Source organism: Candidatus Centipeda massiliensis (assembly GCF_900290285.1).
GTDB lineage: Bacteria > Bacillota > Negativicutes > Selenomonadales > Selenomonadaceae > Centipeda > Centipeda massiliensis.
In genome coordinates this window covers 348,340-374,389 of record NZ_LT985756.1, presented here as the reverse complement: position 1 = coordinate 374,389, position 26,050 = coordinate 348,340, and the positions used below count along the sequence as shown (strand labels likewise).

The 26,050-nt window shown below is 54.6% G+C and carries 22 protein-coding genes, 1 pseudogene and 1 riboswitch; of the genes and pseudogenes, 17 read left to right on the top strand and 6 right to left on the bottom strand.

Going from position 1 to position 26,050, the window contains the following annotated elements:
* Positions 1–65 precede the first annotated feature (65 nt).
* The 12 genes from C8273_RS10385 to C8273_RS10335 all read left to right on the top strand — a co-directional run bounded on the left by C8273_RS10385 (position 66) and on the right by C8273_RS10335 (position 15,434).
* Positions 66–1,604, top strand: a complete 1,539-nt coding sequence (locus tag C8273_RS10385) for a hypothetical protein (protein ID WP_159060767.1) — start codon at positions 66–68, stop codon at positions 1,602–1,604.
* 37 nt (positions 1,605–1,641) lie between these two features.
* A complete protein-coding gene (locus tag C8273_RS10380; RefSeq protein ID WP_106627622.1) occupies positions 1,642–2,238 on the top strand; it encodes an OmpA/MotB family protein in 597 nt (198 codons plus the stop codon).
* A gap of 11 nt (positions 2,239–2,249) precedes the next feature.
* Positions 2,250–2,387 (top strand): hypothetical protein, encoded by a 138-nt coding sequence (locus C8273_RS12665; RefSeq protein ID WP_159060766.1) that lies wholly within the window; start codon positions 2,250–2,252, stop codon positions 2,385–2,387.
* Complete coding sequence (locus C8273_RS10375; protein ID WP_159060765.1) at positions 2,380–3,525, top strand: hypothetical protein; 1,146 nt, start codon at positions 2,380–2,382, stop codon at positions 3,523–3,525. Before C8273_RS12665 ends, C8273_RS10375 begins: the two co-directional genes overlap by 8 nt.
* Complete coding sequence (locus tag C8273_RS10370; RefSeq protein ID WP_106627620.1) at positions 3,522–6,323, top strand: acetate and sugar kinases/Hsc70/actin family protein; 2,802 nt, start codon at positions 3,522–3,524, stop codon at positions 6,321–6,323. Before C8273_RS10375 ends, C8273_RS10370 begins: the two co-directional genes overlap by 4 nt.
* Positions 6,324–6,327: 4 nt before the next feature.
* Complete coding sequence (locus tag C8273_RS10365) at positions 6,328–7,776, top strand: coiled-coil domain-containing protein (RefSeq protein ID WP_106627619.1); 1,449 nt, start codon at positions 6,328–6,330, stop codon at positions 7,774–7,776.
* Positions 7,776–8,381 carry a 4Fe-4S single cluster domain-containing protein gene (locus C8273_RS10360; protein WP_106627618.1) on the top strand — a complete coding sequence of 202 codons (606 nt, stop codon included), beginning with the start codon at positions 7,776–7,778 and terminating at the stop codon, positions 8,379–8,381. The genes C8273_RS10365 and C8273_RS10360 overlap by 1 nt, the downstream gene beginning before the upstream one ends.
* 14 nt (positions 8,382–8,395) lie before the next feature.
* The gene (locus tag C8273_RS10355; RefSeq protein ID WP_106627617.1) at positions 8,396–9,865 is read left to right on the top strand and encodes a hypothetical protein; all 1,470 of its coding nucleotides are present in this window, start codon (positions 8,396–8,398) and stop codon (positions 9,863–9,865) included.
* A gap of 11 nt (positions 9,866–9,876) precedes the next feature.
* Positions 9,877–10,596 carry a hypothetical protein gene (locus tag C8273_RS10350; protein ID WP_106627616.1) on the top strand — a complete coding sequence of 240 codons (720 nt, stop codon included), beginning with the start codon at positions 9,877–9,879 and terminating at the stop codon, positions 10,594–10,596.
* Between the two features lie 710 nt (positions 10,597–11,306).
* A complete protein-coding gene (locus C8273_RS10345; RefSeq protein WP_159060764.1) occupies positions 11,307–13,148 on the top strand; it encodes an AAA family ATPase in 1,842 nt (613 codons plus the stop codon).
* A gap of 23 nt (positions 13,149–13,171) precedes the next feature.
* Complete coding sequence (locus C8273_RS10340; RefSeq protein WP_106627614.1) at positions 13,172–14,914, top strand: nuclease-related domain-containing DEAD/DEAH box helicase; 1,743 nt, start codon at positions 13,172–13,174, stop codon at positions 14,912–14,914.
* A complete protein-coding gene (locus C8273_RS10335) occupies positions 14,907–15,434 on the top strand; it encodes an Appr-1-p processing protein (protein ID WP_106627613.1) in 528 nt (175 codons plus the stop codon). The genes C8273_RS10340 and C8273_RS10335 overlap by 8 nt, the downstream gene beginning before the upstream one ends.
* 65 nt (positions 15,435–15,499) lie before the next feature.
* Here the strand turns inward: C8273_RS10335 and sucD are convergent, their stop codons facing one another.
* Both sucD and sucC read right to left on the bottom strand, forming a co-directional pair.
* Complete coding sequence (sucD, locus tag C8273_RS10330) at positions 15,500–16,405, bottom strand: succinate--CoA ligase subunit alpha (RefSeq protein ID WP_106627612.1); 906 nt, start codon at positions 16,403–16,405, stop codon at positions 15,500–15,502.
* Between the two features lie 19 nt (positions 16,406–16,424).
* Positions 16,425–17,615, bottom strand: a complete 1,191-nt coding sequence (gene sucC, locus C8273_RS10325; protein ID WP_106627611.1) for an ADP-forming succinate--CoA ligase subunit beta — start codon at positions 17,613–17,615, stop codon at positions 16,425–16,427.
* A 205-nt stretch (positions 17,616–17,820) separates the two neighbouring features.
* On the opposite strand from sucC, the pseudogene C8273_RS13265 reads away from it, so the two are divergent.
* A pseudogene (locus tag C8273_RS13265) lies at positions 17,821–17,933 on the top strand (secretion protein HlyD).
* A 4-nt stretch (positions 17,934–17,937) separates the two neighbouring features.
* Here the strand turns inward: C8273_RS13265 and C8273_RS10315 are convergent.
* The 4 genes from C8273_RS10315 to C8273_RS10300 all read right to left on the bottom strand — a co-directional run bounded on the left by C8273_RS10315 (position 17,938) and on the right by C8273_RS10300 (position 21,552).
* The gene (locus tag C8273_RS10315) at positions 17,938–19,011 is read right to left on the bottom strand and encodes an aldose epimerase family protein (protein WP_106627610.1); all 1,074 of its coding nucleotides are present in this window, start codon (positions 19,009–19,011) and stop codon (positions 17,938–17,940) included.
* 77 nt (positions 19,012–19,088) lie between these two features.
* Entirely contained in the window at positions 19,089–19,295 is a 207-nt protein-coding gene (locus C8273_RS10310) for a ferredoxin (RefSeq protein WP_106627609.1), read from the bottom strand.
* A 130-nt stretch (positions 19,296–19,425) separates the two neighbouring features.
* A complete protein-coding gene (ptsP, locus tag C8273_RS10305) occupies positions 19,426–21,159 on the bottom strand; it encodes a phosphoenolpyruvate--protein phosphotransferase (RefSeq protein ID WP_106627608.1) in 1,734 nt (577 codons plus the stop codon).
* Positions 21,160–21,285: 126 nt separating this feature from the next.
* On the bottom strand, positions 21,286–21,552 hold the full coding sequence (locus C8273_RS10300; RefSeq protein WP_106627607.1) for an HPr family phosphocarrier protein: 267 nt from the start codon (positions 21,550–21,552) through the stop codon (positions 21,286–21,288).
* A 263-nt stretch (positions 21,553–21,815) separates the two neighbouring features.
* On the opposite strand from C8273_RS10300, the gene C8273_RS10295 reads away from it, so the two are divergent.
* The 4 genes from C8273_RS10295 (at position 21,816) to thiM (ending at position 25,978) form a co-directional block, all read left to right on the top strand.
* Positions 21,816–22,553 (top strand): conjugal transfer protein TraD, encoded by a 738-nt coding sequence (locus C8273_RS10295; protein ID WP_106627606.1) that lies wholly within the window; start codon positions 21,816–21,818, stop codon positions 22,551–22,553.
* A gap of 27 nt (positions 22,554–22,580) precedes the next feature.
* The gene (locus tag C8273_RS10290; protein ID WP_106627605.1) at positions 22,581–23,597 is read left to right on the top strand and encodes a PRC-barrel domain-containing protein; all 1,017 of its coding nucleotides are present in this window, start codon (positions 22,581–22,583) and stop codon (positions 23,595–23,597) included.
* A 9-nt stretch (positions 23,598–23,606) separates the two neighbouring features.
* A riboswitch (TPP riboswitch) is annotated at positions 23,607–23,713 on the top strand.
* Between the two features lie 48 nt (positions 23,714–23,761).
* Positions 23,762–24,937, top strand: coding sequence for a putative hydroxymethylpyrimidine transporter CytX (gene cytX, locus C8273_RS10285; protein WP_106627604.1), 1,176 nt, complete (start codon positions 23,762–23,764; stop codon positions 24,935–24,937).
* A gap of 219 nt (positions 24,938–25,156) precedes the next feature.
* The gene (gene thiM / locus C8273_RS10280) at positions 25,157–25,978 is read left to right on the top strand and encodes a hydroxyethylthiazole kinase (protein WP_106627603.1); all 822 of its coding nucleotides are present in this window, start codon (positions 25,157–25,159) and stop codon (positions 25,976–25,978) included.
* Positions 25,979–26,050 lie beyond the last annotated feature (72 nt).

Sequence of the window (26,050 nt, the reverse complement as noted above, 5' to 3'; positions counted from 1 at the left end):
TTTCCCAATTAAAAGAGAATGCTGTGCACGATTATGGGGAGATACAAAATAAGCTGTCCCCTCAGATGTTTCTACAGACCAGACTTGCCGTTCTGACCGATGAGGAGAGTCGCATTGGGGAGCTTCCGAATGTCTTTGTCAGTGTTGGTATTCTGGCAACCTTTCTTGGTCTTGGTGTTGCTATTCAGGGGGCCGCTGATCTTCTGCATGAGGATACCGTCGACCTTATGAAGCTCATTGATGTCCTTGGTGTCATCGCGTTCAAATTCCAGACGTCAATATGGGGGGTCTGCTTCTCACTGATCTTCCAGCGTTTCTTTGTCGATAGTTATTTCTCGCAGCGTCAGGATGTCATTGATGAGCTGACCGCCGCCCTCTATGCAATCGAGGGTGATGATACGCGTGCATTGCTCGCAGCACAGAATGAGATGTTGGGGACACAGTTCTCCATGCAGCAGAAATTGCAAACAGCACTTGCGCAGCGTGTGATTGGAGAGCTTGAGAAACAGAATGCCTCGTTGGATTTTTTAAAGGAACACTTCATACGCTTTGTGGATACCTCGGTTTCATTTACCGAGACGGCGCGGGAGTTCAAGGATGAGACGAAGAAGCTGCAGGATGCTGTTGTTCTTATACAGGAAACGGTAGATCGTAATATTCGTGAAAGCCAGGAGACTTTTCAGAAAGTCAAGGAGGACTTTATTTCCCGTCTTGTGACGAACCAAGAGGAGTTCAAGGAAGAACTGCATTCCATCCAGTCCTCTGCGAACCGCTATATAGCAGAGTCACAGAAGCAGATGTTGAAGAACGAGGATCAATTTGCCGAACGTACACAGCGTGCATTCGAAGGGATGCTGGAATCTCAGCTGGGCAGAGTGCATGATGAGTATATGGCGGAGACGCGGCAGATCGGAAAAACCATACAAACACTTTCCGTTGTATTGGAGAAGATCGATACGCAGATCGATCAGATGCAGAAACTTGGGTACAGTGAGCAGAAAAAATGGACAGCACTCTACAAGAGCATATCAGATGATCTGAAGATTGTATCGACCGGTATTGCGGATCAAGTGCGTATGGGAGCACAGGAGAGTGCGGAAGCACGCCGAGCCGTAGAGCAGAGCCTTGCAGCAATGCAGGAAAGTATAAAGACGGGACAAGAATCCTTCTTGGATGCGTTTATTTCCTCACGGTCGCATGAAGATGCACAGGCGAAAGAGATTAAACGGCTGTTGGAGGAGATTCGGCAGACGACAGATTTGCACAAACCCTTGCAGGAGCTGGCAGAAATCCAGCAGAAAACCAGTGGACAGCAGATTGCTGCATGGGAGAAACAGTTGTTGCATTTGGAACAGGTCATACAGACAAGGATTGCAGAACCTGTTTCTGAGCGAATAGGGGAGGAGAGTACGCAGATTCAGCAGCTTGTGAACGAGCATCTAAAAACTCTCCAAAATATTCTTCGCAGCACCGAGGAACAGTTGTTATCAGCCCATGACAGGATACGTGAGGAGCAGACAGACACTGCCAAACAAATATCCGATCTCCAAAACTCCATCACAAGAACTCTTGCTGCATGGTCGGATATGATGAAGCAGCCATAACGCATACCAATCTGTGATGAAGGAGAGGTGTATTCCATTGCAGGTAAAGCGTAATCCGTGGATTTCGATTACGGATTTGTTCTCCAGTGTCGTACTTGTTGTGCTCCTGCTTTTCGTTATGGCGGCGATTGTGCCGAAGTTTACACAGGAGGCGCAGCGCCGAGAGATGATGGAAAAGATCGAATCGGCGCTTACTGTCTATGAGGAACAGGGACAGGTGAAGGTGCATTCGGAAACGGGGATGTTGGAGTTTACCTCCGTGACATTTGACTCTGGCAGTGCGGAGCTTACGCCGGAGACGAAGCTTCTGGTGAAGGATTTGTCAGCAAATCTCACAGGTTATATGGCGGAGAATCCAATGATGGAACTCCTGATCGAGGGGCACACAGACCCAGCCATGATCCATACGGTCGTGAATCGCGGCGGCTATTTTGCGGACAACATTCAGCTTTCTACCCTGCGTGCAGCGAATGTGCGTAGGGAATTACTCGCCTCCATGGGAACAGAGTATGCAAATCGCATTGGTGTCGCCGGATACGGTGATACGCGATTGAAGAATATAGAGCAGCCCCTTTCGGCGGAGAATCGGCGGATTGAGATCCGTATTCTCTGGAAGGGGCAGGGAACGCAGTGAGGAGGATGGACGTGCAGGCATATCAGATTTTTTTCCCGTGCATTGATGAGCGTACGGAAATACTGCTTTCGACGGAATGTGAACACATTCTGTGGGCTGTGAAGGAAGAGAGCGGATCAGAGGAAAAGAGTGGTGAGGGGCTTGGCTGACAAAATGATGTCGGTCATTGACCGCAATGATCCGCGTCTGCTGCTCTATCCTGCCATCGAAGAGGTGGAGGAACGGATGCAGATTGTACGTTCGGATATTCTGCCGAGTGTAGCGAAGGATGTCATATATTTTCCGTTGGATTTTCGTCTGCGTTCCATTGTATTGGAATCCATTGCAAGAAAATACACAGAAAACTATGAGTATCCGTCGCCAGAGGAGGATGTGCCACGTTATTTTGTGGGGACGCGTGTTTTTTCACGCATGGAGAAGATCTCCTGTCCCTATATGAAGAAAGCGCTGGCCGCACTCAGGTCGGATGAGGAGCTCTGCCCCAAGGAAGCTGTACTCGTCTATCTCCTGAATATGGATGATGGAGAGGAGAACCATCAGGATTTTCTTGTTCTGACGCTGAGAGATGTTCTTCTGCGGTTCGGCAGCGCCCAGATCCGCCACTTTTTATACGAAGATTTATGCTGGTCGCCAGATGGCATTGAAGTAGGGGCTTATCAGGAACGGGTACTGGATGAGGAGCTTCCGACAGCTGTCTTTTCCTTTATCAAGGAGTTTCTGCTTCTGCGTCAAGTAAAGCTGGGTACACTCTCTGAGAAGCATCCGTTCAGTGTATATCCTCCGGAGGTGAGGAAATCCTATCTCCGTTTGCTGACCGATGCGGCGGCTGCGGAGGGGCAACTGACGGCAGAGAAGTTGCTTTGGCTGGAACAGCTCGCGCGTACTCTTCGTATATCCGCCGATGATCTTGGTGTTATGTTGGAAGAGTCGCTGCGGGGTGGAACCCCGGTGGCGAAACTGCAGAAAACCCTGCGCGAGTTGATCGAAAGATCTGCGGATCATTGCTATGTTCTGTACGAGGACATCATCACTGCCGCGATGAATCCAGACGGGTCATGTAACAGGGAAAAACTCATCGCGATCATTGCCAAGAAGCAGTTTGCGGGCGAAGACTATGTCGGGTACTGCCGCCGCTCAGTCATCCTGCAGCAGCAAGCGGACGATGCGCTCAAACAGTCACTTGAACATTTGGATTTCTTGAAAGTTCATCAGACTTCGATACAGGAGCGACACATCTATCAGAATGCGCTCAGATTACATCTTTTGGACATAGGAGTGAGATCATGACAGATCAAAACAATGAAAAGGTAACGACGCCACAGGGACATCGACTGCAAAAATTCTTTCTTAGATATATGGATAAAGCAGGGGATGTAAAACAATATCAGGAGGAGAATCTGGAAACGAAGACGGATGGCCTTCGCTATGTTCAGTTGCCTTTTCATCTGAATCGATTCTCCCCAGATGAAATTGAGATCCGACTCTTCCACAGTGAAAGTCACAGCACAACAGAGGTGGATTTTGAATTCATCAAATATCTTCTTCTTGATGGACAGGGCATTGAGGATGACGACAAGTCCTTTGAGCGGCGAAAACGTGAAAATGATATCATGAGTAGCCTTCCGCCCGAGTATTTCAGATTTCCGGAAGAGGAGACAGACTTTCCGACACTCTCCTACAGTGACATTACGGAGACGTTGATGTTCGGTGAGACACCAATTTCGCAGACGAATCTCTGTGAACCGGGAATCGGTGTCTGGGGGATGAGCGGATTTCGTGTTTTTGAGTTTGTTTGTTCGGAACTTGCGCAAAAGGATTATGCCGATCTTACGCGCAAGGTCAGTCTGTACTGGAATCGGATTGACGGGACGGATATTTCTCCATTGTTTGAAACGGAGATCCGCCAACAGAAGGAGAGTGGGAATTTCCACGCCTATATCAATACAAATCAGCTGCAGAAGGCGATCGAGACACATGAGATTGAATCCTCCTGCCCAACCTTCTATGGTCGTTTCGAGATTCATGACAGCTCAACCATTCACAAGCAGGTCTATACTTTCCCAATCAAGATATGTGTTCACGATACTCGTGTCAAGGATAACGGCTGCGTCGACCTGCAGCTTGTCGATACGGGGGTCGTCTCCATCGACTTTGGTACGTCCGCAACCTGTGCGGCAGTCAAGGGCGCGGATAAGCCCCATCTCTTCACCCTGTCGGGCAGAGATAAGCGTGATGTGCGGGAGGGAGACAATCCCTACGAGAACCCGACCAACCTCATGATTTACAACTGGGATAACATTTACCAACAGTGGCAGAGTACCAACCCAAACCCGCCTTTCTTCAAGACGCGTCCGCAGCATGTGCAGAGTGAGCGGGGCTTTGAGTACGACTCAGGCTATACGGTGGAGGACGTCTTTGCCGATGTGGACGCTGAGGATGGGCATCGCAAGATGGCGGCGATCCTGACCCAACTGAAATCTTTGCCGTGGTTGCTTGCTCACGATCAGGAGGTTAAGCTGACTCCGTACTGGAACAATCAGGGTCCCATTACGATTGTGGATGATCTCAAAGACTATGGGAATCAGAAACTCAACCCGATAGCGCTCTATGGATATCTTCTCAGTCGGGCGATCAATAACCCCGCTAGAGGAAAGATTCATACGAAGTATCAGATTACCCATCCCGTAAAATTTGATCAGGAGACACGTGAAAAAATTCGTGCCGCTCTCGAATATGGAATCCTGCGCGCACTTCCTGCCTATGTTCGTGAAGGATTGTACAACGGAAAGCCGCTTGTCTCAGTGACGATGGACTATGCCGAGCCGATTGCCTGCCTCGGAGCAATCGTTGGAAAGCAGCTCAAAATTTCTCCTGCTAATCCGACAGCAAAGGTTTTTGCCATCTACGACCTTGGCGGCGGAACGATGGACTTTTCTTTTGGTATCTTCCGAGAGGCTCGCGGAGATGATGAACTGGACTATGCTGAACATGCTATTGAGATCCTTGGCGTGGGCGGAGATGACAAGGTGGGGGGCGAAAAGCTGATCCACAAGCTCGCCTATAAGATCTACTGCGATAACAGGGCGATCATGGAAGAGCATCGCATCAAATTTGTGCTTCCTCTCACCGAACTTAGACCAGAAGGTTTTGATGGCCTTCTGGGCAGAGATGAGATCGCACAGATGAATCTGAATATCATGAAGGAAAATCTTGCACGTCCTCTTTTCAAGGCAACGGATCTGGTGAACAGCAATCTGACACAGGTCTTTGCAGGCGAAAGTGCTGCCGTCGTCCCCGACGCATCGCACTACGTACTGACCCTGCGCAATGAGAGCGGTGAGGATGTGCCCGATCTGTCGCTTGAGGTGAGCGGCGTGGACGAGTTCCTAGAACAGGAAATACGACGTACGATTGCGGCATTCAAGGAGGAGATGGAGCACTGTTTCAAAGCCCACAATGAAGCTTTGAAGAGCGCCGGAGCAAAGGCGAATAAGGACGATCTGACGATCTTCCTCAGTGGCAATGCCTCGAAGCAGCGCTTCGTTGAGCTGATCCTCGCCAAGGTGTTCCCGGGCTACCATGTTGAGCGCATTGGTGTGGGACAGAATGCAGAGGGAAAGAGTGAGGAGTATAAGGTCAACGAAAAGACGGCAGTTGCGTTCGGACAGTTGTATATGGGGCGCTACTTCATTGATGACAGCGCCATCAAGCATACAGAGGCATTGCCGCCGTTTCTCTACAATGTTGGCTATATGGACGCAGGCACAGAGGAATTTGAAGTTGTTCTGAGGAAAAACGATGTGGAACGAAAATGGCATAAGGCGAACCGTATTGATGGAACAACAAATCGCGCCGAACTTTACTATACATCCGGTGCCATTGGCGAAGAGTCCGGCAGACGCCTAACTTCAAAGGATCTGGGAGCATTTGTTACGGATCCGAAGAAACGCACACTTTATCTGCGCGTCTACGATGAGGATACGATTGAGTTCCGCCTCGGCTCGCGCAGTGAAGCCCCTTCGGACGATGAGAAAGTGCAGCCGGAGATGATGATTAAACTGCAGGATATTGCACTGGGGAGGTGAGGAGATGAATGAGGAACAGTTTATTCAACTGAGGGATCTTTTAACCAGTGTTGCACGTAGTGTCGAGTACTATGGCGACAAGGGACCTAATATGGGATGGAAGGAGCCTTATGGCGATCCTCATAATGTCTATGTCGCATGGGAAAAAATGCAGTGGGAGGGCTGTTTTCAGCTGCTTGGCGGACTGCGCAGCAATATTGAGGAACTACCGCGTCGCTTCGAGATTGCAGAATGTGTAGAGAAGCAACTGTCGCATGCAGAGGAAACATTGTGCAGAGAGATCCATTCCTTGCGGCAGGATCTTCTTGATCGGCAGAATGCGGCAGATGAGACACTCCGTGTGGAGTGTGATCGGCTGAGCAGAGAACTGTCGGTGGAGCAGACAGAACGTAGGAATGAACGTACGGAAGCACAGCGTATCATCGGAGAGCTGGAACAGCGGCTACGTTCTGCGCAGGACATGGTAAGTGAAAGAGAGAAGCAGGTTCGCTCGGAGGGGGAACATGCAAAACGATTGGAGACAGCACTCAACCGGGTGCAGCAGGACAATGACACGCTGGTGAATCAAAAATCCGATTTGGAGCAGGAAATAGATCGGATGAAGACGCGTCTTGCGGAAATCCAACAAGCAGCAAATGAGCGCGATGCTGCACATTCTGCCGCAGAGCAAAAACTCAGAGAAGATCATCGCGCAGAAATTGCTCGTCTGCAATCCGCACATGAAGAAGAGCTGAATGGGAAGCAGCGCAGCTGCGAGGCACAGTTGGAGCGTGAACGTGACGAGTTAAATGCCCTGCATGAGGAGCAGATGGCGTACAAGGAGAAGGAATGGAAGCAAGTCAAGAACTCCTTGGAGCATCGTATTACGGAGCTTCAATCAGAAACAGAACGCCTTGATGACCAGTTGAGAGAAGCACAGAGTCTTTCCCAGAAGCGTGCTGCAGAATGTGAGGCCTCTGAACATCGGTATGCGGAGAGTATGAAGCCCTACGAACTCTATCAGCCTATCCTTGAGGCACTGCAATCTTGTTCCTTATTTCGCCCCATCGTGGAGAAATATCATCTTGAGGGAAGCGGGATAAAGCCCCTCTTTGCACTTGTGCAGCAGATTGGTGTGGGCATCGAGTTTGCAAAGGAGCTGTATGATGTGGCATCACAAGCAAGGAAGCGGAGCCCCGAGAGCATAACGGACAGTGAGCGGCGGGTGTATGAGGCACTGAACCACTGCTATCGCAGCCTTTGGCAGAAGGAGTTTGACATCTATCGTCAGCCCGGCAATCAGGCAATCACAGAGACCTTCCAGAAAGTGAAATACGATAGCGCGGAGTCCGTCAACATAGCGAATTCTCGTGATCGTGACAGCAAATATGCGCAAGAGGTCTATGTGCCGTCGTTGTGGGCAAAAACAGAAAACGTCTACGCAAAAGCGCTTGTCAAGGCGGGCAATCTCTGATGCTGTATCTTATGCATCGTGAAGCAGCAACGCGCGTTTTGGGACCGGGGGTGCGCTATGCTATTTGGGTGCAGGGCTGCAGGAAACGCTGTGCAGGCTGCATCAATCCGGAGGGGCAGCCGCTCCATACGGGCGGATATTGGATTTCAGAAGAGGATCTTCTGGCTGAATTTATGGTGAATCCAAAGTTGACGGGCATTACGGTCAGTGGCGGAGAGCCGTTTCTGCAGGCAGAGGGGCTGGCGAAATTATTTCATCTCGTGCGCCAGCAGACATCACTCGACCTCATGGTCTATACGGGATATACGCTGGCGGAGCTTCGCTCATGGAAAAGTCAAAGTGTGGATGAAATTCTCGCAGATATTGATCTCCTGATTGATGGAGAATATCGTGAGGATGAAAACACCAATAGTATTTACCGTGGCTCGGACAATCAAGTGATACACTATATGTCCGCAAAGTATCGTCCCTATCGAAAGATCATAGAGGCGACAAAGAATCGCAGTGTCGAGTTTGTTTTTCGCGGCGGGGACGAACTGTTCATGGTGGGGATTCCCGCGAAAGATATGCAAAAGGCTTTTTGGGCGCAGATTGGCAGGCGTTGAAAGGAGATTTATCAATGAGCGGAAAAAAGAGCTGTGAGGTGGCGGCGGTGCTCTCGCAGGGTGAACATGCGCGCCGTGCAGCAAATGGCATCTATGAGAGTCAGCTTGAGAAGGATATTTCTGCCATTCTGAAGGATGCAAAGGAGATGTCCGCCATTCAAGGGCAGGTAGATGCGGTTCGTACAGACGTGGATGATGCCGCTTCGCGTATGTTTGGCGCAGAGGTCGATACGATTGCACGGAGTATGACGCGGCTTGCGAAGGAAATCAAGGGGGCGCGTGCTGGTTCGGATGCTGCCAAGGCGGGACAGACAGAGGTTGCCGCCGTGCGTGCGGAACTGAAATCCATTGATGCAAAGGCGGCGCAGATACGCTCGGCAATCGCTTCAAAGAGTCATTACTGTGATGAGGAATTTCGACAGGCACGCGAGGTTCTGAAACAGTATGAATCCCAACGTTCACGGCTTCAGAAGATTTTGGAGCGAACATCCGCGGCATCTGCGGTGCAGAAACAGACACTGAACAATGTGCGAGCCAAGCTTTCCCAGCTTCAGAGTCTGGGGAAACAGTTGGAACAGATGAATCTTGCGGCAAAAAATCGTGAACAGGCAGATGGAATGCGGTGTCAGCTCAACGATCTATCCACAGGGATTCCCGTAGATCAGGCCAATAAATTCATGAAGGCGGAGTATGAAACGGTGATGGCAGATGTGTCTGCTCTCGTCAGGGAAGATGATGCGTGCGTACTTCGTAAGTTTGCAGCAGTCTATGGCAAGGCCGCGGACTTTGCCAAAAAGCTGGAAGAAAGAGTTGCACTCTGGACGCAGCAGAAGCATGATGCCGAGGACTCCGTGCAGCGGATTGAGGATCTGATGGGGATTACGCTCTATGAGCCGATTGATTACGCTGCCCATGGGGAAGAGGGAGAAAAGACACGCTTGCTTGACTACCTCGCTGCCTACGGGAACACGGATCAGCGTGCAAAGTATGATGCGCTTCGGCGTGATGCACAGGCGAAAATGGCGCAGGAGGATTTCCTTGCAGTCTCCGAGATGATGAAGAGTGCCGAAGTTCTTCTCAATGAACTGAGAGATCAGGGGATCAAACTCCAGGAGTCGATGCTGAAGAAGGTTGAACTTACGGTGGCGATTCAAGGTGTGATGGAGGAGCTGCGCTATGATGTCAGATCGGAATTGATCACGGATAATCCGGATGATGGCTTCCGCCTCCTGTGTTCGGTCGGTGATGAAATCATCGACTTTGAAAAGATCAGCATTTCGGATGACGGCAATGTGATCATCGACGTAGACCATCATGAGTCACGTACAGGAACGTGCGGGGCAGAGTGGAAAACGATCATGCAGAAAATGCACGCAATGGGGATCCCCATGACGGATGTACAGAAGAATGGGGTGAGCATTCTCTATCAGCAAACTCCAGTGAAGAAGCAGGAGACACGTGGCGAACGGGTGCAGGGACGATAAGGAGAGGCATCATGGCATTTGAACCGAAAATAGAGCATTTTATGCAGGAACTTTCCTATGAGGAGAGTAATCTTCTTGGAAATCATCGAGAAGAGACTTTTTGGTACTTGGATGAGGCACATCTCTCTGTTGTTGTGCAGGAATTCGATCAGCTGCCTGAGGAGAAGCAGCACATTGCGGTCAACAATCTGGCACGCATCTACCCCCTGTCAAAGTCTTTGCTGCATCATCTTCTTGTGCGTCTGCCAAAGAGCGACCATGATTTCATTATGGGATTCGATCTGCTTGATGCGATGATCCCTGATTTGCAAGGAACGCTGCGATGGGTACGTGAGCGAACAGGAAGCGCTACGGAGCAATTTTCCAACTGTATGGACGATCTTGAGCGACTGCGCAGAGAGCGGCAGAAACTCCAAGAGGAAGCGCAGCGCCATCAGGAATATCGGAAGGAGAAAGCCGAACTCGAACGAGAGATTGAAAAACTCCGCAAGGAGAACGACAGCGCGGAGCAGAAAAAGACGATTGAGAAACTCAATCAGGAGGAACGCAAACTACGTGATGACATCAAGAGCAAGAAGGATGATGAAGATAAGAAGCGAAAGACACTTGGGCAACTGAAAAAGGAACTGCAGCAGCTGAATCAGGAGAACAGGATCACGGAACCGAAAGTTCAGCGTGATCTGAGCGCGTTGCTGAAACAGTTCCCCAAGGACGCGGAGGATGGGAAATGATATACGCGCATAAGCATCGGATTGTCGATGAAATCGAGCGTCAAGCTGCAAAGGGGCAGAACATCCACTTCTTGACGGGTGACGGAATCAACGATAATTTCTTTTATGACATCTATTGTGGCGCAATGAGTCTATCCGATACGCTAGCCTTGCACTATTTGGTGCGCGAGCAAAGCTTTGATTACTATATCCATGTGTGCAATGGAAAGGATCATCTCAAATGCTTCCGGCAAGGTCGGAATGAGGCGGAGGAAATTCCGTTTGAAGAGATGCTTGCACCGCCAAAATTGAGCGGAGTCTTTGCAAATGCAAAGAAAAAGCCTCCAGTTGAGGAGTCACAGGGAAGAGCGGGGAATGACATTCAAAATGCGGCAGAGGATGCACGTGCGCAAGCGGACAGTACGACAGCTCGAATTCAGCGACTCAATGGACTTCTAAAGCAGGGAGCGAAGCGCATTTTACTCTTCCTGGAGAATCTGGACTGGATTTCCAATCTCTACGGTGACTCCGTGGACAACACTTGGATCGGAGAATTGCGCAGCTGGGAGCGTATGCGAAATCTGCGCGTTATCATCACACTCAAAGACATGGAGCTTCTTGAGCGCTATCGCTTTGAGCAGAAGGAGATTTTCATTGCGAGTCCTTCTGCCGAGGAGATTCGGATGGCATATCTGCGTTATCTTTTGCGGACGACAGATGACTCCTATCGTATGGATTGGAATGCGCTGGATGAGGTCGCGCATAGCATGGCGGTAGGGAAGAAATCTCTTTGCGCCTGCATGCGCGTCCTACGGGATGTTGTGCGGAAGAACCCGCAGGCACTAGTGGCAGAGGATTTTGCCGATGGGGCAGAGCGCTCCATCAGTGAGGTCGTCTCATGGCAGGAAGTGCGGCTCGACAACGATACAAAGAGTGCCATCGAGGGAGCGGTAGATGATTTCCTTTCCAAATCTGATGGGCGTCAGGCGCGCAAGGGGATCCTTCTGACAGGACCTCCGGGAACAGGAAAAACCATGATTGCTAAAGCCCTCGCAAATGAGAAGAAATGCCATTTCATGGCGCCAACGCTTGCCGATCTCAAGGGGGAATACGTCGGGCAGTCCAGCGGAAAGGTGAAGCGTGTCTTTGCCGAGGCACGTGGGAATGCACCGACAATTCTCTTTATCGACGAGGCGGATACTGTATTCCCTGCGCGTGATATGGGGGGAATCGGGAATGACAGCTTTGGACTCGATATGGTGAACCAATTCCTTCAAGAATTGGATGGCGCGATGACCGGGACACAGAAGATCTTCACCATTGCCGCGACGAATCGGCCTGAGGCAATCGATCCTGCGATTAAGAGCCGCCTGTCGGGGGAGCCGATTCTTGTTCCCTTGCCGGATAAGGCAATGCGGAAACTCATCTTTTCCGATCACCTGATGAAAGGCGATATAAAGTATGATCTTGGAGGAGCCTTGGAGGATTTTGTTCTTTCGCGCTCGGAGGGAATGTCCGGCAGGGATATTTCCACCTTTGTCCAAAATATAAAGGTAAACATTGTTTCTGGTGGTATTGACCTCCTTGACCAACAGGCGATGCGTAACCTTTTTGAACAGTTATTTATGGAGAAGGAGAAGACCTTTGTTCGAGACGAGCTGATTCGAAAGGGGCTTTTCTCTGAAGGAAATATTTTGTTTCCACAGGAAAATAAACTGCGGTATGAAGACGTTATTGGCTATCATGAACTCAAGGAAGAGATTCGACAACAAGCAGTGTATGTCCGTGCGGATGAGCGGGAGAGAGAACGTTATGAGGCCTTTGGTATCCAGCCAAAGAAAGGGGTTCTTCTCTACGGACCACCCGGCAATGCAAAGAGTATGGTAGCGCAGGCGACGGCGGGGGAGTATGGTTTTTACTTCTTCAAGGTGTTGAGCAAGGACTTTGCCAACACCATTCCAGAGGAGCAGATTCGCAAATTGGAGCGTATCTTCAGCGAGACAATTCGTTTTTCGAAGATGATGACGGACAGCAAGGGGATTGTACTATTCTTCGATGAAATTGACTCACTGGCTGGTATCCATGTACTCTCTCCTGTGGTACGTGGTTCACTCCTGAATTATATTGCTGATGAAAACGAAGGCATTCGCAGCAAGAAGTCCAAGATCCTGTTTATGGCAGCGACAAATTTTAAGGATAAGCTGGATGAAGCGGTGCAACGCCGTGGACGGATTGATACCCATCTTGAAATGGATAACCCGAAAGAGTCCGATGGTATCGAAATGCTGCGCAGGAAGTTTGAGCAGGATCCGTATGTTGCACCAGTAGATGACACCTTTTTGAAGAGCGTGTATCAACATCTTGTCGAGGAGGCACAGAAGAAATTTGATGCAATGTATGAAATCGCAGAACTAAGCGAAAATCCAAAGATCTTAAAGCAAGTAGAAGCACAAAGAAAGCTGCAGCGCCCGTCCGGTGCCGATATTGTGCAGTGTTATCAGGCACTGAAAAATCGTGCATTCTATGCAAATCGCTTTACCGCAGATCGAAAGTTGATCATTCAGGAAGACTGAGGAGTTGGTGAGGGAGGACACCTATGGCACGATTCTATCCCGCATTTGTAGGGGATTTTCACGGGAGCGAGGGGGAGCGGCTTGCCTATCATGCGCTCGAAATGCTCGGGGATGACTATACGGTGTTTCACTCCTACTGCTGGCTCGGCGATGGTGTTCGGACGGCGGCGCAGGGGGAGGCGGACTTTCTCGTGCTTCATCCGCAGCGCGGCATTCTCGCGATTGAGGTGAAGGCGGGCGGGATTGCCTACGAGGGCGGTGCATGGCAGCAGACGAACCGGAACACGGGCGAGACACATGTGATCTACCCGTTTCAGCAGGCGGAGAACAGCTGTCGGCGCGTGCTTGCGGAGCTGCGTCGAAGATTGCCGCAGAATGTTCCGCTTGTAGGAAAGGCAGTCTGGTTCACGTCGGTTCAGATTCCGCAGGGGAAGCCGCTCCCGCTTGAGTCGCCGCGTGACATCATCCTCGATGCGGACGATCTGCGCGACCCGAAGGAGAGGTTGGAGCGTATATACGCGTATTGGCGCGGAATACTTCACATTCCGGAGCGCACACAGTCGCCGGCGGAGTTTCAGCAGACTGTTCAAATCTTGCAGCCCGTGTTCCGTATCGTGGAGACACTTTCGTCTGTGTCGGCGGCGGTGGAGCAGTCGACGGCGCGGTTGACGAACGCGCAGTTTGCCCTGCTTGAGTATCTGCGCGATCAGCGCACGGCGGCGATTCATGGCGCGGCCGGGACGGGCAAGAGTCTGCTCGCGGCGGAGAAGGCGCGGATGCTTGCACGCGAGGGGCAGAAGGTGCTCTATCTCTGCTTCAATGAGTTTCTGCTCGAGCGTCTCCGCTCCTGTCGTTGGGATAAGAATATCACGATTCATAACGAGCGCACACTTGCGGAGGAGTTGATGACGGGGCGGGAGCTTCGCATTGAAACGGTGCTGCGGGAGTTCGAGGAATTTTTTCAAAACGAATACGATGGGACGGAGTGGGCATATCCCAACATCATTGTCGATGAGGCGCAGGATTTCCCGAGTGCGCTTCTGGAACAGTTCGCGATGCTCGCCGAGCTTTATGAGGGGGCTTTTTATCTCTTCTATGACCGTGGGCAGACGATCCTTTCCCGCCGCGTTGAGGGGCAGACTCTGCAGATGGCTCCGGCATGGATTGATGCGCACATGGACTGCCGGCTCGTGCTCTACCGCAACTGCCGCAATACGGCGGAGATCGGGCGGACGGTGGGGAGCTTCATCGAGCACAGACACAAGAACTATCTGAGCGATGTTCACGGCAAGCGCCCGTGTGCGGTATTCGTCTCCCAAACGGAGGGGCTTGCACAGGCGGCGGCTGACTTTGTGCACCGTATGCGCAGCGCGGAGAAATTGGAGCTGAGAGATATTGTGATCCTCACGGTGTCGACGCTTGTAAAATCTGTACTCAGTCCTCTGACCGAGCTCGCGGGGATTCCCGTTTCGCACAAGCCGGAGGAGGGGAAACTCTGGCTTACGACAGTGCGCCGCTACAAGGGGCTTGAGGCGAAGGCCGTGCTGCTCGTGGATGTGTGCGTATCTAGGCTCACCGATTCGACTTGTCAGCGGCTGATCTATGTGGGAAGTTCACGTGCAACGGCGTACCTTGAAACGCTCTTCCTCAATGATGTTTCACCGGAGGAATATCCTGCGCTGACGGCGCAGTTGGGCGATGACATCGCACCCACCCTGCAGGGGATTGCGGGCTGGCTCGGAATGGAGTGCAGAGCGGATGGATGAGCGTCTTCTTGCCGCACTTGCGGCGTATATCGATGCGCATTACGAAGCGGAGCGAGAAATTCGCCGGCTGCACATAGATGATCTGCGCACGTTTGCAGGGCCACGTTCCCCGTCGATTGATCTCTTTGGGGCGATCAATGGTCTGCTCAAAAAGATGGAGGATTCCTTCTCGGAGCATCTTCTCGATCTGATTGAGCGCACGGGGCGAAAGCCCTCCGAGATCTATACGAAGGCGGGTGTGACGAAGGCGCATTTCTCCAAGATTCGGACGGATAAGAAGTATCATCCGACGAAGGAGACGGCGCTCGCCTTTGCGATTGCGCTGCATCTCTCGCTCGATGATGCACAGGATCTTCTGCGGCGTGCGGGCTATGCGCTCTCGCACAGCAGTGAGAGTGACCTTATCGTTGAGTTCTTTATTGTGCATCGCAAATACAACGTGGATCAGGTGAATCTCTGTCTTGCCCATTACGGTCACAAGCCGCTTACGAATCGACGGGAAAGCGTGGATTCCGCGTAGTCTTGCATTTCGTACAATAAAAAAGCCCCCGCATACGCGGGGGCTTCGTTATGCTGTGATTCGTCTCAGCAGGTGTGGCACTTGTCGTAGAGTCCCTTCTCCTTGAGGAGTTTGACCATGGTCTCACCGATGTGTGCGACGGTGTCAGCGACGGGGATGCCGGCCGCGTTGAGCGCTGCAACCTTGTCTGCTGCCGTGCCCTTGCCGCCGGAGATGATCGCGCCTGCATGACCCATGCGCTTGCCCGGAGGCGCCTGACGACCGGCGATAAACGCGGACACAGGCTTGTCCTTCATATTCTCCTGAATCCACTTCGCGGCATCCTCTTCTGCGGTGCCGCCAATCTCGCCGATGATGAGGACGGCGTAGGTGTCGGGGTCATCCTTGAAGAGCTGCAGCGCGTCGATGAAGTCCGTGCCCTTGACGGGGTCGCCGCCGATGCCGACGGTGGTCGTCTGACCGATGCCCGCGTTCGTGAGCTGGAACGCTGCCTCGTAGGTGAGGGTGCCGGAGCGCGAGATGAGTCCGACGTGGCCGGGCTTGCTGACGGTGCCAGGCGTGATGCCGAGTTTTGACTGCTGGGAGGTGAGAAGTCCGGGGCAGTTCGGCCCTACGAGGCGGGTCTTCTTGCCCTGCATGTAGCGGCGTACCTTTACCATGTCGAGGACGGGGATGTGCTCGGTGATGCAGACGACAAGATCGAGTTCCGCATCGACTGCTTCGAGGATGGAGTCCGCCGCAAAACGCGCGGGGACGTAGATGACGGAGGCGGTTGCGCCCGTTGCCTTGACTGCATCTGCAACGGTGTTGAAGACGGGTACGCCCTCGACGGTCTGACCCGCCTTGCCGGGGGTGACGCCGCCGACGATCTTCGTGCCGTAGTCGAGCATCTGCTTCGTGTGGAACATAGCCGCCTTGCCGGTGATGCCCTGGACGATGACTTTGGTGTCCTTATCAATCATTACTGACATTGTATGACCTCCCTTTCGATTAAGCCTTCGCCTGTGCGACGAGTTTCACGATCTGCTCTGCGCCGCCCTCCATCGTGGGTGCGGGGAAGACGTTGCCGATCGGTGTGTTCTTGAGGATTTCGCGACCCTCTTCGACCTTCGTGCCCTCAAGGCGCACGACGACGGGCACAGGGAGGGATTTGCCGTCCTTGGAGATGATCTTTGCTGCCTCGATGATGCCGTTGGCGATGTTGTCGCAGCGGTTGATGCCGCCGAAGATGTTGACGAAGATGCCCTTCGCCTGACCGCCTTCGAGCATGATGTTGAATGCCTTTGCGATCTTCTCGGGCTCGGAGTCGCCGCCGACATCGAGGAAGTTCGCCGGCTCGCCGCCGTAGTGCTTGATGATGTCGACGGTCGCCATTGCAAGTCCTGCACCGTTGACCATGCACGCGACATCGCCGCCGAGGTTGACGTAGTTGAGTCCTGCCGCAGCTGCCTCGCGCTCCTTCGGATCCTCCTCGGTCTCATCGCGCAGCTCCGTGATGTCGGGATGACGGAAGAGGGCGCTGTCGTCGAAGTTCAGCTTCGCATCGAGCGCAATGACATCGTCGTCCTCGGTGACGACGAGCGGGTTGATCTCGACCTGCGAGCAGTCCTTGCCGATGAATGCGGCGTAGAGTCCCTGCATGAGTGCTGCTGCCTTGCGAACGGCGGGACCGGGGATGTTGATGGCGTACGCCATGCGCGTTGCCTGGAACGGAGCGAGTCCGATCACGGGGTCGATGTACTCCTTGATGATCTTCTCGGGGGTCTCGGCTGCGACTTTCTCGATCTCGACGCCGCCCTCCTCGGAGCCCATCATGACGATGCTCGCTGTCTGACGATCAACGACGAAGGAGAGGTAATATTCCTTTTTGATCTTCGAGCCTTCCTCGATGAGGAGACGGCCGACCTTCTTGCCCTCAGGACCGGTCTGGTGGGTGACAAGCACCTTGCCGAGAAGCTCCTGCGCGTAGGTGCGGACTTCATCGACGTTCTTTGCGATCTTGACGCCGCCCGCCTTGCCGCGGCCGCCCGCGTGAATCTGTGCTTTGACGACGATGACGGGGGAGCCAAGCTTCTCCGCATTCGCGACTGCCTCGTCGACGGTGAACGCCGGCAGCCCGTTCGGTACGTTCACGCCGAACTCGCGCAGAACCTGCTTGGACTGGTACTCATGAATGTTCATTTAGTCAATCCTCCCTTAATTTTTATGAGCAGAACTCATCGATAGATACTATCTTACGCTTATTCCTATGAAATGTCTAGCAATTTCACATAAATAAACGATTGAAAAACATACGGCAGTCATAAAGATATACTATAGATATGATGAGGTTCTAAGGAATCGCTGATAAAATGGATCCTCAGATTGGCGTAGATTTTTCTGTCCGATTGAGGAGGCAAACCGAACGCATAGCCAAAGCTATGTGGAGGATTTGCAGGCATTAAGCGGGCAAAAAGATGCGCTAAGATGGCGCGGCTGAATTTATCAGTGCTTTCCTAAATTCCTATACATCGTCCAGCTTGTAGACGGTCTCCGCCGTCCACACTTCGTCCATTTTGAGGATTGGCTGCGGGAAGTGCGGGTTCGCGGGCGCGTTCGGGAAGAACTGTGTTTCGAGGCAGAAGCCGCCGCGCCGCCGCATCTCTCTGCCGCCTTTGCCGATGACGGGCTTTTTCCCGAGGGCGTTGCCCGTGTAGAACTGTATGCCGACCTGCGTTGTGTAGCAGGAGAGAGCCAGCCCTGTCTTCTCCGATGTGACGCGTGCCGCTTTCTTTAGATGGGAATACGGCTCGGGGGCGAAGTCGCCGCGCAGCACCCAGTTGTGGTCGTAGCCGCCTGCCATCTGGAGCTGGTCATAGTCTGCGTCGATGCGTTCGCCGATGCGGTGCGGTGTGGTAAAGTCCATCGGTGTGCCGACGACGGGAAGGATGCGCCCGTCGGGCAGGGACTCCGCATCCGTCCAGGTGAACTCGTCGGCGAAGATCTCTGCCGTGTGGTCGAGTACGCTCTCTGCAGCCCAGCCCTCAAGGTTGAAATACGTGTGGTTCGTGAGATTGCAGATCGTATCTGCGTCGCTGATGGCGCGGTAGGAGATGATGAGTGCATCGTCGTCCGTGAGGCGATAGGTGACCTTTGCCTCGAAGTTGCCGGGGTAGCCCCCCTCGCCATCGGGGCTGATGACGGTGAACTCCACGCCGCCCTCCACAATCTGTGCCGTCCAGAGGTGGTAGTGCAGTCCCCGCGTGCCGCCGTGGATGTGGTTCTGCTTCTTGGAGCCCGTGTTCAGTTCGAGCTGATAGGGACGCCCCGCGATTGTGACGCGCCCGCCCGCAATGCGGTTTGCGTGCCGCCCGACGACGGCGCCCATGGAGGCTGTGTCAGCGACGTAGTCCTCGCCCGTATCATAGCCAAGGACGATATCGAGCGGCGTTCCCTTTACAAGACGCTCGAACTTTACGAGGCGTGCGCCGTACGTTGTGACAGCGACGCGTGTGCCGCGTTCGTTTGTCAGTGTGTAGAGATCAATCCGATCACCACCCGGCATCATGCCGAACGGTTCCATCTTTAATTCCGTCATCGTAAACTCCCCCCAGCGGCTGTGCCGCCTCTCTCATAACGACAATCGAAAATACTTCTCTTTATTTTAGCACAAATTTAGAGATTTGCCACGGGGAAACTAGAAATAATTGCGCCCGCCGGACAATCCTCTGCCGCCTCAAGTGCATCGTCCTGCTCGGTCGGTGCGGGCTGACGCAGGAGCACGGCACAGCGCGCCCTGCGGTCGATGTGAAAGACATCGGGCAGACGCTCGGCGCACATACCGCAGGAGACGCAGACAGTGCTGTCGATGGATAGTGTCATAACGTTCCCCCAAACGAAAATTTCCTGCCGTGCGGAGCGCAGCAGGAAATTCTCTCAAATATAACACACGCCTACAGTATGGCGTAACATGGCATTTCTGTCTGTGCCTTTTGCAACAATTAGGGCTTTCTCAGAGCCCCGCACTCGCGTCCGAGGCTTCGAGCATCTTGTGCAGATAGGCGCGGATATCGACGCCGTGCTCCATCTTCATGACATCGGCGAGGAGTTCCTTCGCCTGTATCGACGTGACGGAGCGGATCATCTCCTTGACGCGCGGGATGCTGGGCGCGCTCATCGAGAGCTCCGTGATGCCCATGCCGAGCAGAATGACGGCGGCGTACGGGTCGCTCGCCATTTCGCCGCACATGCCCGCCCATATACCGCGTTCACGCGCACTCTGAATCGTGCGCTGGATCAGGCGGAGCACCGCCGGATTAAACGGATTGTAGAGATGTGCGATCTGCGCGTTGCCCCGGTCGACCGCGAGTGTGTATTGGATGAGGTCGTTTGTGCCGATGCTGAAGAAGTCCACGTACTGGGAGAGCAGGGGCGAAACGACCGCCGCTGCCGGCGTCTCGACCATAATGCCGACCTGTACGTCGTCGGAGTACTCCTTGCCCTCGTGTGTGAGCTCCACCTTTGCCTGCTCGACGAGCTTCAGGACGCGCTGGATCTCGCTCACGCTGATGACCATGGGCACCATCATCGCCGCCTTGCCATAGAGTCCGGCGCGCAGGATTGCCTTGATCTGCGGGAGGAAGAGGTCGTGGCGATCCAGGCTGATGCGCAGAGCTCGGTAGCCGAGGAACGGATTCTCCTCCGGGTCGATGTTGAGGTAGGGCAGGGGCTTGTCGCCGCCGATGTCCATGGTGCGGATGACGCATATATGCCCGCCGCATTTCTCGACGGCGGCGCGGTACGCCTTGAACTGATCCTCCTCGGTCGGGATCGTGGTCGACCCCATGAAGACGAACTCGGAGCGGAAGAGTCCGACGCCCTCCGCGCCGTACGTGAGTGCGTTGTCCACGTCCATGTGGGTGCCGATGTTTGCCGTGAGCTCGATGCGCACGCCGTCCTTCGTCACGGCGGGCAGATCCTTAAGCGCGGCATAGTGCGCTGCGAGTTTCTTCTGCTCCTCGATCTTGTCCTGATACAGCAGACGCTCCTCCTCCGTCGGGCGGATGATGATGTCGCCGCGGCTGCCGTCGAGGATGATCTCATCGCCGTCCTGGATGAGGCTGATCTTATCGCCGATGCCGAGCACGGTCGGTATTGCGCGCGCCTTGGCAATGATGACGACGTGGCTCGTCGCACTGCCCGAGCCGAGGATCACGCCCGCGATCTGCTCGGTGGGCATGCCCGCGACGACGGACGGCTCGATCTCCTCACCGCAGAGGACGACCTGCCCCGCGCCGATCTCAGGCTCCTTGACACCGAGGACATATTTGGCGACGCGCTTGCCCACATCGCGCAGGTCGACCGCGCGTGCGGCGAAATACTCGTCCTCCATCTGCTCAAAGATCTGCGCCTGTTCGTTCGCGGCATCGAGAATGCCCTTCGGCGCGCTGCCGCATGCCTCGATCTTCGTCTTGATGTTCTCTGCCATCATCGGATCCTGCACCATCATGCGGTGCGCCTCCAGGATGGCTGCCTGCTCGGTCTGCTCCTCTTTGCGCAGCCGATCAATGGTCGCGAGCAGATTCTCGGTGACGGCGACGAGTGCCGCCTCCGCCTTGCTCTGCTCCTCTGCAATGGAGCCCGGATGATATGCCGCGAGGTAGCCGTCGAGGTTCTGACCTGCGAGCAGGGCTTGACCGACGGCAATGCCGGAGATGACACCTTTTCCACGGATTGGTTCTGCCATATTTTATCCCCCCTATGAGAGATGACGACCCCTTCTATGTGCTTTGGCGGTCGACAGCCCTATGAAAAAACGCCGCGAGGCTGAACAGTGCACTGTAAAACCTCGGGCGTCCCCCTATCGTATGGATTACTCCTCGCCGAACTTCGAGTTGACGAGATCTGCGAGCTCCTTCACGGCCGCTGCCTCGTCCTCGCCCTCGGCGATGATGGTGAGCTCCGTGCCCTTGACGAGTCCCATGCTCATCAGCATGAGGATGCTCTTGGCATCGACCTTCTTGCCCTTCGCCTCGATCTGGATCTTGGACTTGAACTTCGTTGCCGTCTGGACGAACACCGATGCGGGACGTGCGTGAATGCCCGTCTTGTTCTCAATCGTAACTGTTTCCTGCGTCATGTGAACCTCTCCCATCCGAATAGTTAATCAGCCTGTATTCCTCTCGCATGCCTCTTTCGATGCACGCAAATGAATGTCACAGACATTATACTATAAAATGAGAGATGAAAAAAGGGCAGAAATAAAAACTTTTGGAAAAAAATAAGGGAGGATTTTTTAATATTTTGTTTAAGGGGCAGGAATTTTCGTGTTTATGTCGAAAGACTTCTAGAATACGTATATGGGTACGACTGCAACGATATGCGTGAAAGGAGGCGGTTGTGTTGCTGGCACAAATCCGTCCCTCTGCGCTCGTTCTCTCTGTCGTCATGAGCATCGGTGTCGTTGCTGGGCTGATCGCCCTGCAGCCGGCGCTCACCCATCTATACTACGTGCAGATGGGGGCGCTTATTGCGGGCGCGGGTCTGATCGTGACGCTCTACAACTTCTTCCTGACGCGACGTGCGGGACGTGGAGCGGAAACGACATCGCCGTCTGCGGCACCGACGGTGGACTGTACGGCTGTCGCCGCATCACCCGCATACGCAGCAACGGCGGAGTCGGAGCAGCTCGTCACAGCCGTGGCGCGCCCTGCGATCGCAGTTGTGCGGGATGAAGTACAGCACGCGGAGGAGTTGCTGCCGGACGGGCTGGACGATCTGCTCGACATTGCGTATGAGGCGGCGGCAAACGATCCCATACGAGCCATTGCAGCATACCGTCGGGCGCTTGCACGCTATCCGGCGGACACCTATATGCCGTATCTCATCATCGAACTCTCCACGCTATACAAGCAGCTCGGAGACTACGATGCCGCGCTCGCGCTCTATGACCAGGCGCTTGCGCTCCCTCTTGTTGCAAAGAACGCCGTCATGGTGCAGGAGTTTCAGCGCTCCCGCAAAACCTTGGCCGTCGTTTCTGATATGCTCACGGCGCTCGGCACGCCATCCCTCCCCTTTGGCGAGATACCGAAGGAGATTCTTGCGGAGGCAAATCGGCGCGCAGAGGAGCTGACAACCTGACATTTTTGGTAAAATGGAGGAATACAAATGAAGAAAAGCGTTGACATCCTGGGGCTTCCCGTCATCAGTATTACTGAGGGGCGTGAGCTTGGCATGAGCAAGACCCTGCTCATCGACGCGCCGAACCGCGTCGTGGCGGCGATCACGATTGAGGACGAGGACTGGTATCGCGGCGTCAAGCTCATTCCCTACGATAATGTCATCGCGGTCGGCGAGGATGCGGTCACGATCAACAACAGCGAGAATATCTTGACGCTGGATGCGGCGGGCGATTTCGAGACGCTGCTCGACGATAACATCCGTGTGATCGGCACGAAGGCGATCACACGTTCGGGTGTCATTCAGGGCAACATCACCGAGATCTTCATCGGCGAGGACGGCAGCATCGAGAAGTGCGAGATCACGGCGCCCGAGGGATCCACGTCCGAGGTGACGGCGGATCAGGTCTCGATCTTCGGGAAGGAAGTCACGGTCATCTCGCCGGAGGGCGACGCCGGAAAAAAATCTGACACAGCGGCTGCACCGGCGGCATCCGCTGTGACACCGACTGTGGCCGACGTAGCTGCAGCAGAGCCGGTGCCAGAGGTCGCTGCACCCGTCGTGGAGGAACCGGCAGCCGTCGCTCCTACCGTACCGGTGGAGGAACCTGCTCCCGCCGTGGAGACTGCAGCACCCGAGCCTGCACCGGCGGCGCCTGAGGCGGCTGTACCGGAGCCAGCAGAGGCCGCCGCGTCCGCCGTGGAGGAACCGGCAGCCGTCGCTCCTGAGGTACCGGCGGAGGAGCCGGCGCCTGCTGCCGCCCCCGCACAGGAGCCTGTGGCAGAGACGGCAGCTCCTGCGGCAGACCCCGCTGAGGACAAGAGTGCGGAGCGCGTGAACGAGGATCGTCACCGCCGCTTCCTGCTCGGCAAGAAGGCGACGCGCACGATCAAGATGGACAACGGCGTTGTCATCGTTGAGGCGGGCGCGGACATCACCGAGGAAGTCCTGCAGAAGGCGAAGCTCGGCAACAAGTTCATCGAGCTTTCGATGAGCGCACAGTAAGATACAATACAATTTTATACGGGGAGCTGACAGCAGTCGGCTGAGAGGGGACGATGCGTCCCGACCCATAACCTGATTTGGATAATGCCAACGTAGGGATATATGTGCAGATAGCGCGGCTATGTCAGTTGGCATAGCCGCGTTTTTGTATAGAGGAGGTTCTCATGGAAAAACGGACAAGCATCCCCGCAAATGCACTGATCTGGTTCGGTGCGGGTGTTTCACTGGCGGAGATTTTAACGGGTACATTCTTTGCACCGCTCGGCTTTCGCGACGGCGGCATCGCCATCGTCGTCGGGCATATCATCGGCTGTGCGCTGCTTTTCCTCGCGGGTCTGATCGGCGCACGCACGCGCCGCAGCGCGATGGAGACGGTCAAGATGGCGTTCGGGGCGCGCGGCGGGCTGCTCTTTGCCGCACTCAACGTCATGCAGCTCATTGGCTGGACGAGCATCATGATCTACGACGGAGCGCTTGCGGCAAACTCTGTGATGGATGCGGGGCATTGGCTCTGGTGTCTCGTCATTGGCGTGCTGATTATCGTTTGGATTCGGATCGGGATTCTGCGGATTGAGCGCGTGAACGCCGTCGCCATGACGGGGCTGTTTTTGCTCACCGTGCTTCTCTGCTCCGTTATCATGGGCGGGATGGGAGCGGCGGAGATCTCTGCGGCGGGTGAGGCAATGAGTTTTGCGATGGCGCTTGAGCTGTCGATTGCAATGCCGCTCTCGTGGCTGCCGCTCATCTCGGACTACACGCGCGAGGCAGAGAAGCCCGCTGCCGCTGCCGCCGTGAGCGCACTTGTCTACGGGCTCGTCAGCTGCTGGATGTACTTCATCGGCATGGGCGCGGCGATTCTCACGGGCGAATCGGACATCGCGCAGATCATGCTGCACGCAGGTCTTGGCGCGGCGGGGCTCGGTGTCGTCATCCTCTCGACCGTTACCACCACGTATCTCGATGCGTACTCGGCGGGCGTTTCGAGCGAGAGTATCGTGCGCTCCGCCGCGGGGCGCAGCGTCGGTATCGGCGTGACCGTCCTCGGCGCGGTGGCGGCGATGCTCTACCCGATGGATGACATCACGGGCTTTCTCTACATCATCGGCTCGGTGTTCGCGCCCATGATCGCCGTCCAGATCGCGAGCTACTTCCTCCTGCGCGAGGATGCGGTAGGCTACTCTGTCCACGCCGTCAACCTCGCTGTCTGGTTCATCGGCTTCCTCTGCTATCGCTGGCTCATGACGCTCGACACGCCCGTCGGCAGCACACTCCCGACCATGGCAATCACGCTTTTGCTTGCACTCGCGGCAAATCGGGTGATGGGGAAGTGTAGACCGTAAATGCTTTGGTGTAGGCATGTCCCACGCGAACGCTTAGCTGCGCAAGTGATCGCGTGCTCATTCGCCTAAATACCGGCGCACTTCTTAAACGCGCTACGCTTGAACGAAAGAAGTACGCCGGGGGCGAGTCGCACACTTTACTCACTTGCTCCACTAGGGTTCGCTTAGGGACATCGCCCTTCCTACCCCGAAAAATCCTCCCACTATGAAAGGAACATCATGAACGCATCAACCCTCAACCAAATCCGCGCGGCATCCCCACTCGTCCACTGCATCACGAACTATGTCACCGTCAACGATGTTGCGAACGTCCTGCTCGCCATCGGTGCGCGCCCCATTATGGCGGACGACCCCGAGGAGGTGGAGGAGATCACCGCGCTTTGCGCAGGGCTCTGCCTCAACATCGGAACGCTGAATGCGCGCACCATCCCGAGTATGCTCACGGCGGGCAAACACGCACGTGCTCTCGGACATCCCGTTGTGCTCGACCCCGTCGGCGCGGGTGCGAGCAGACTGCGCACCGAGACCGCTCTGCGCATCCTCGATGAGGTGCATCCGACCGTCATTCGCGGCAACATCTCCGAGATTCGTACACTGGCGGTCGGGAGCGGCACAACACAGGGCGTCGACGCGAATGTAGCGGATGCCGTGACCGAGGAGACTCTCGCGGCGACGGCGGACTTCCTGCGCGGCTTTGCAGCACGCGCGGAGGCGATCATTGCAGTCACAGGGGCAATCGACCTTGTGACGGACGGCGTGACTACGTACGTCGTCCGCAACGGTCGCGCGGAGATGGGACGGGTCACGGGCACGGGCTGTCAGCTCTCCGCGCTCCTTGCGGCGGCTCTCGCTGTTGAGCCTCTGGGACTCCTCGCGTCCGTTGCCGAAACCGTTGCCCTGATGGGCACGGCGGGCGAGATCGCATGGGCGCAGATGGGGGAGCGCGACGGCAACGCGGCCTATCGGACGCGCATCATTGATGCCATTTATCGCATGACGGGCGAAGAACTCGCTGCGCGTATGAACATCACGAAGCTCTAGTTCTATGATAAATGTTATGGACAAAAGAAAATGCAGTACGCATAGTAAATCCGTAACAGTTGTCATAGACCA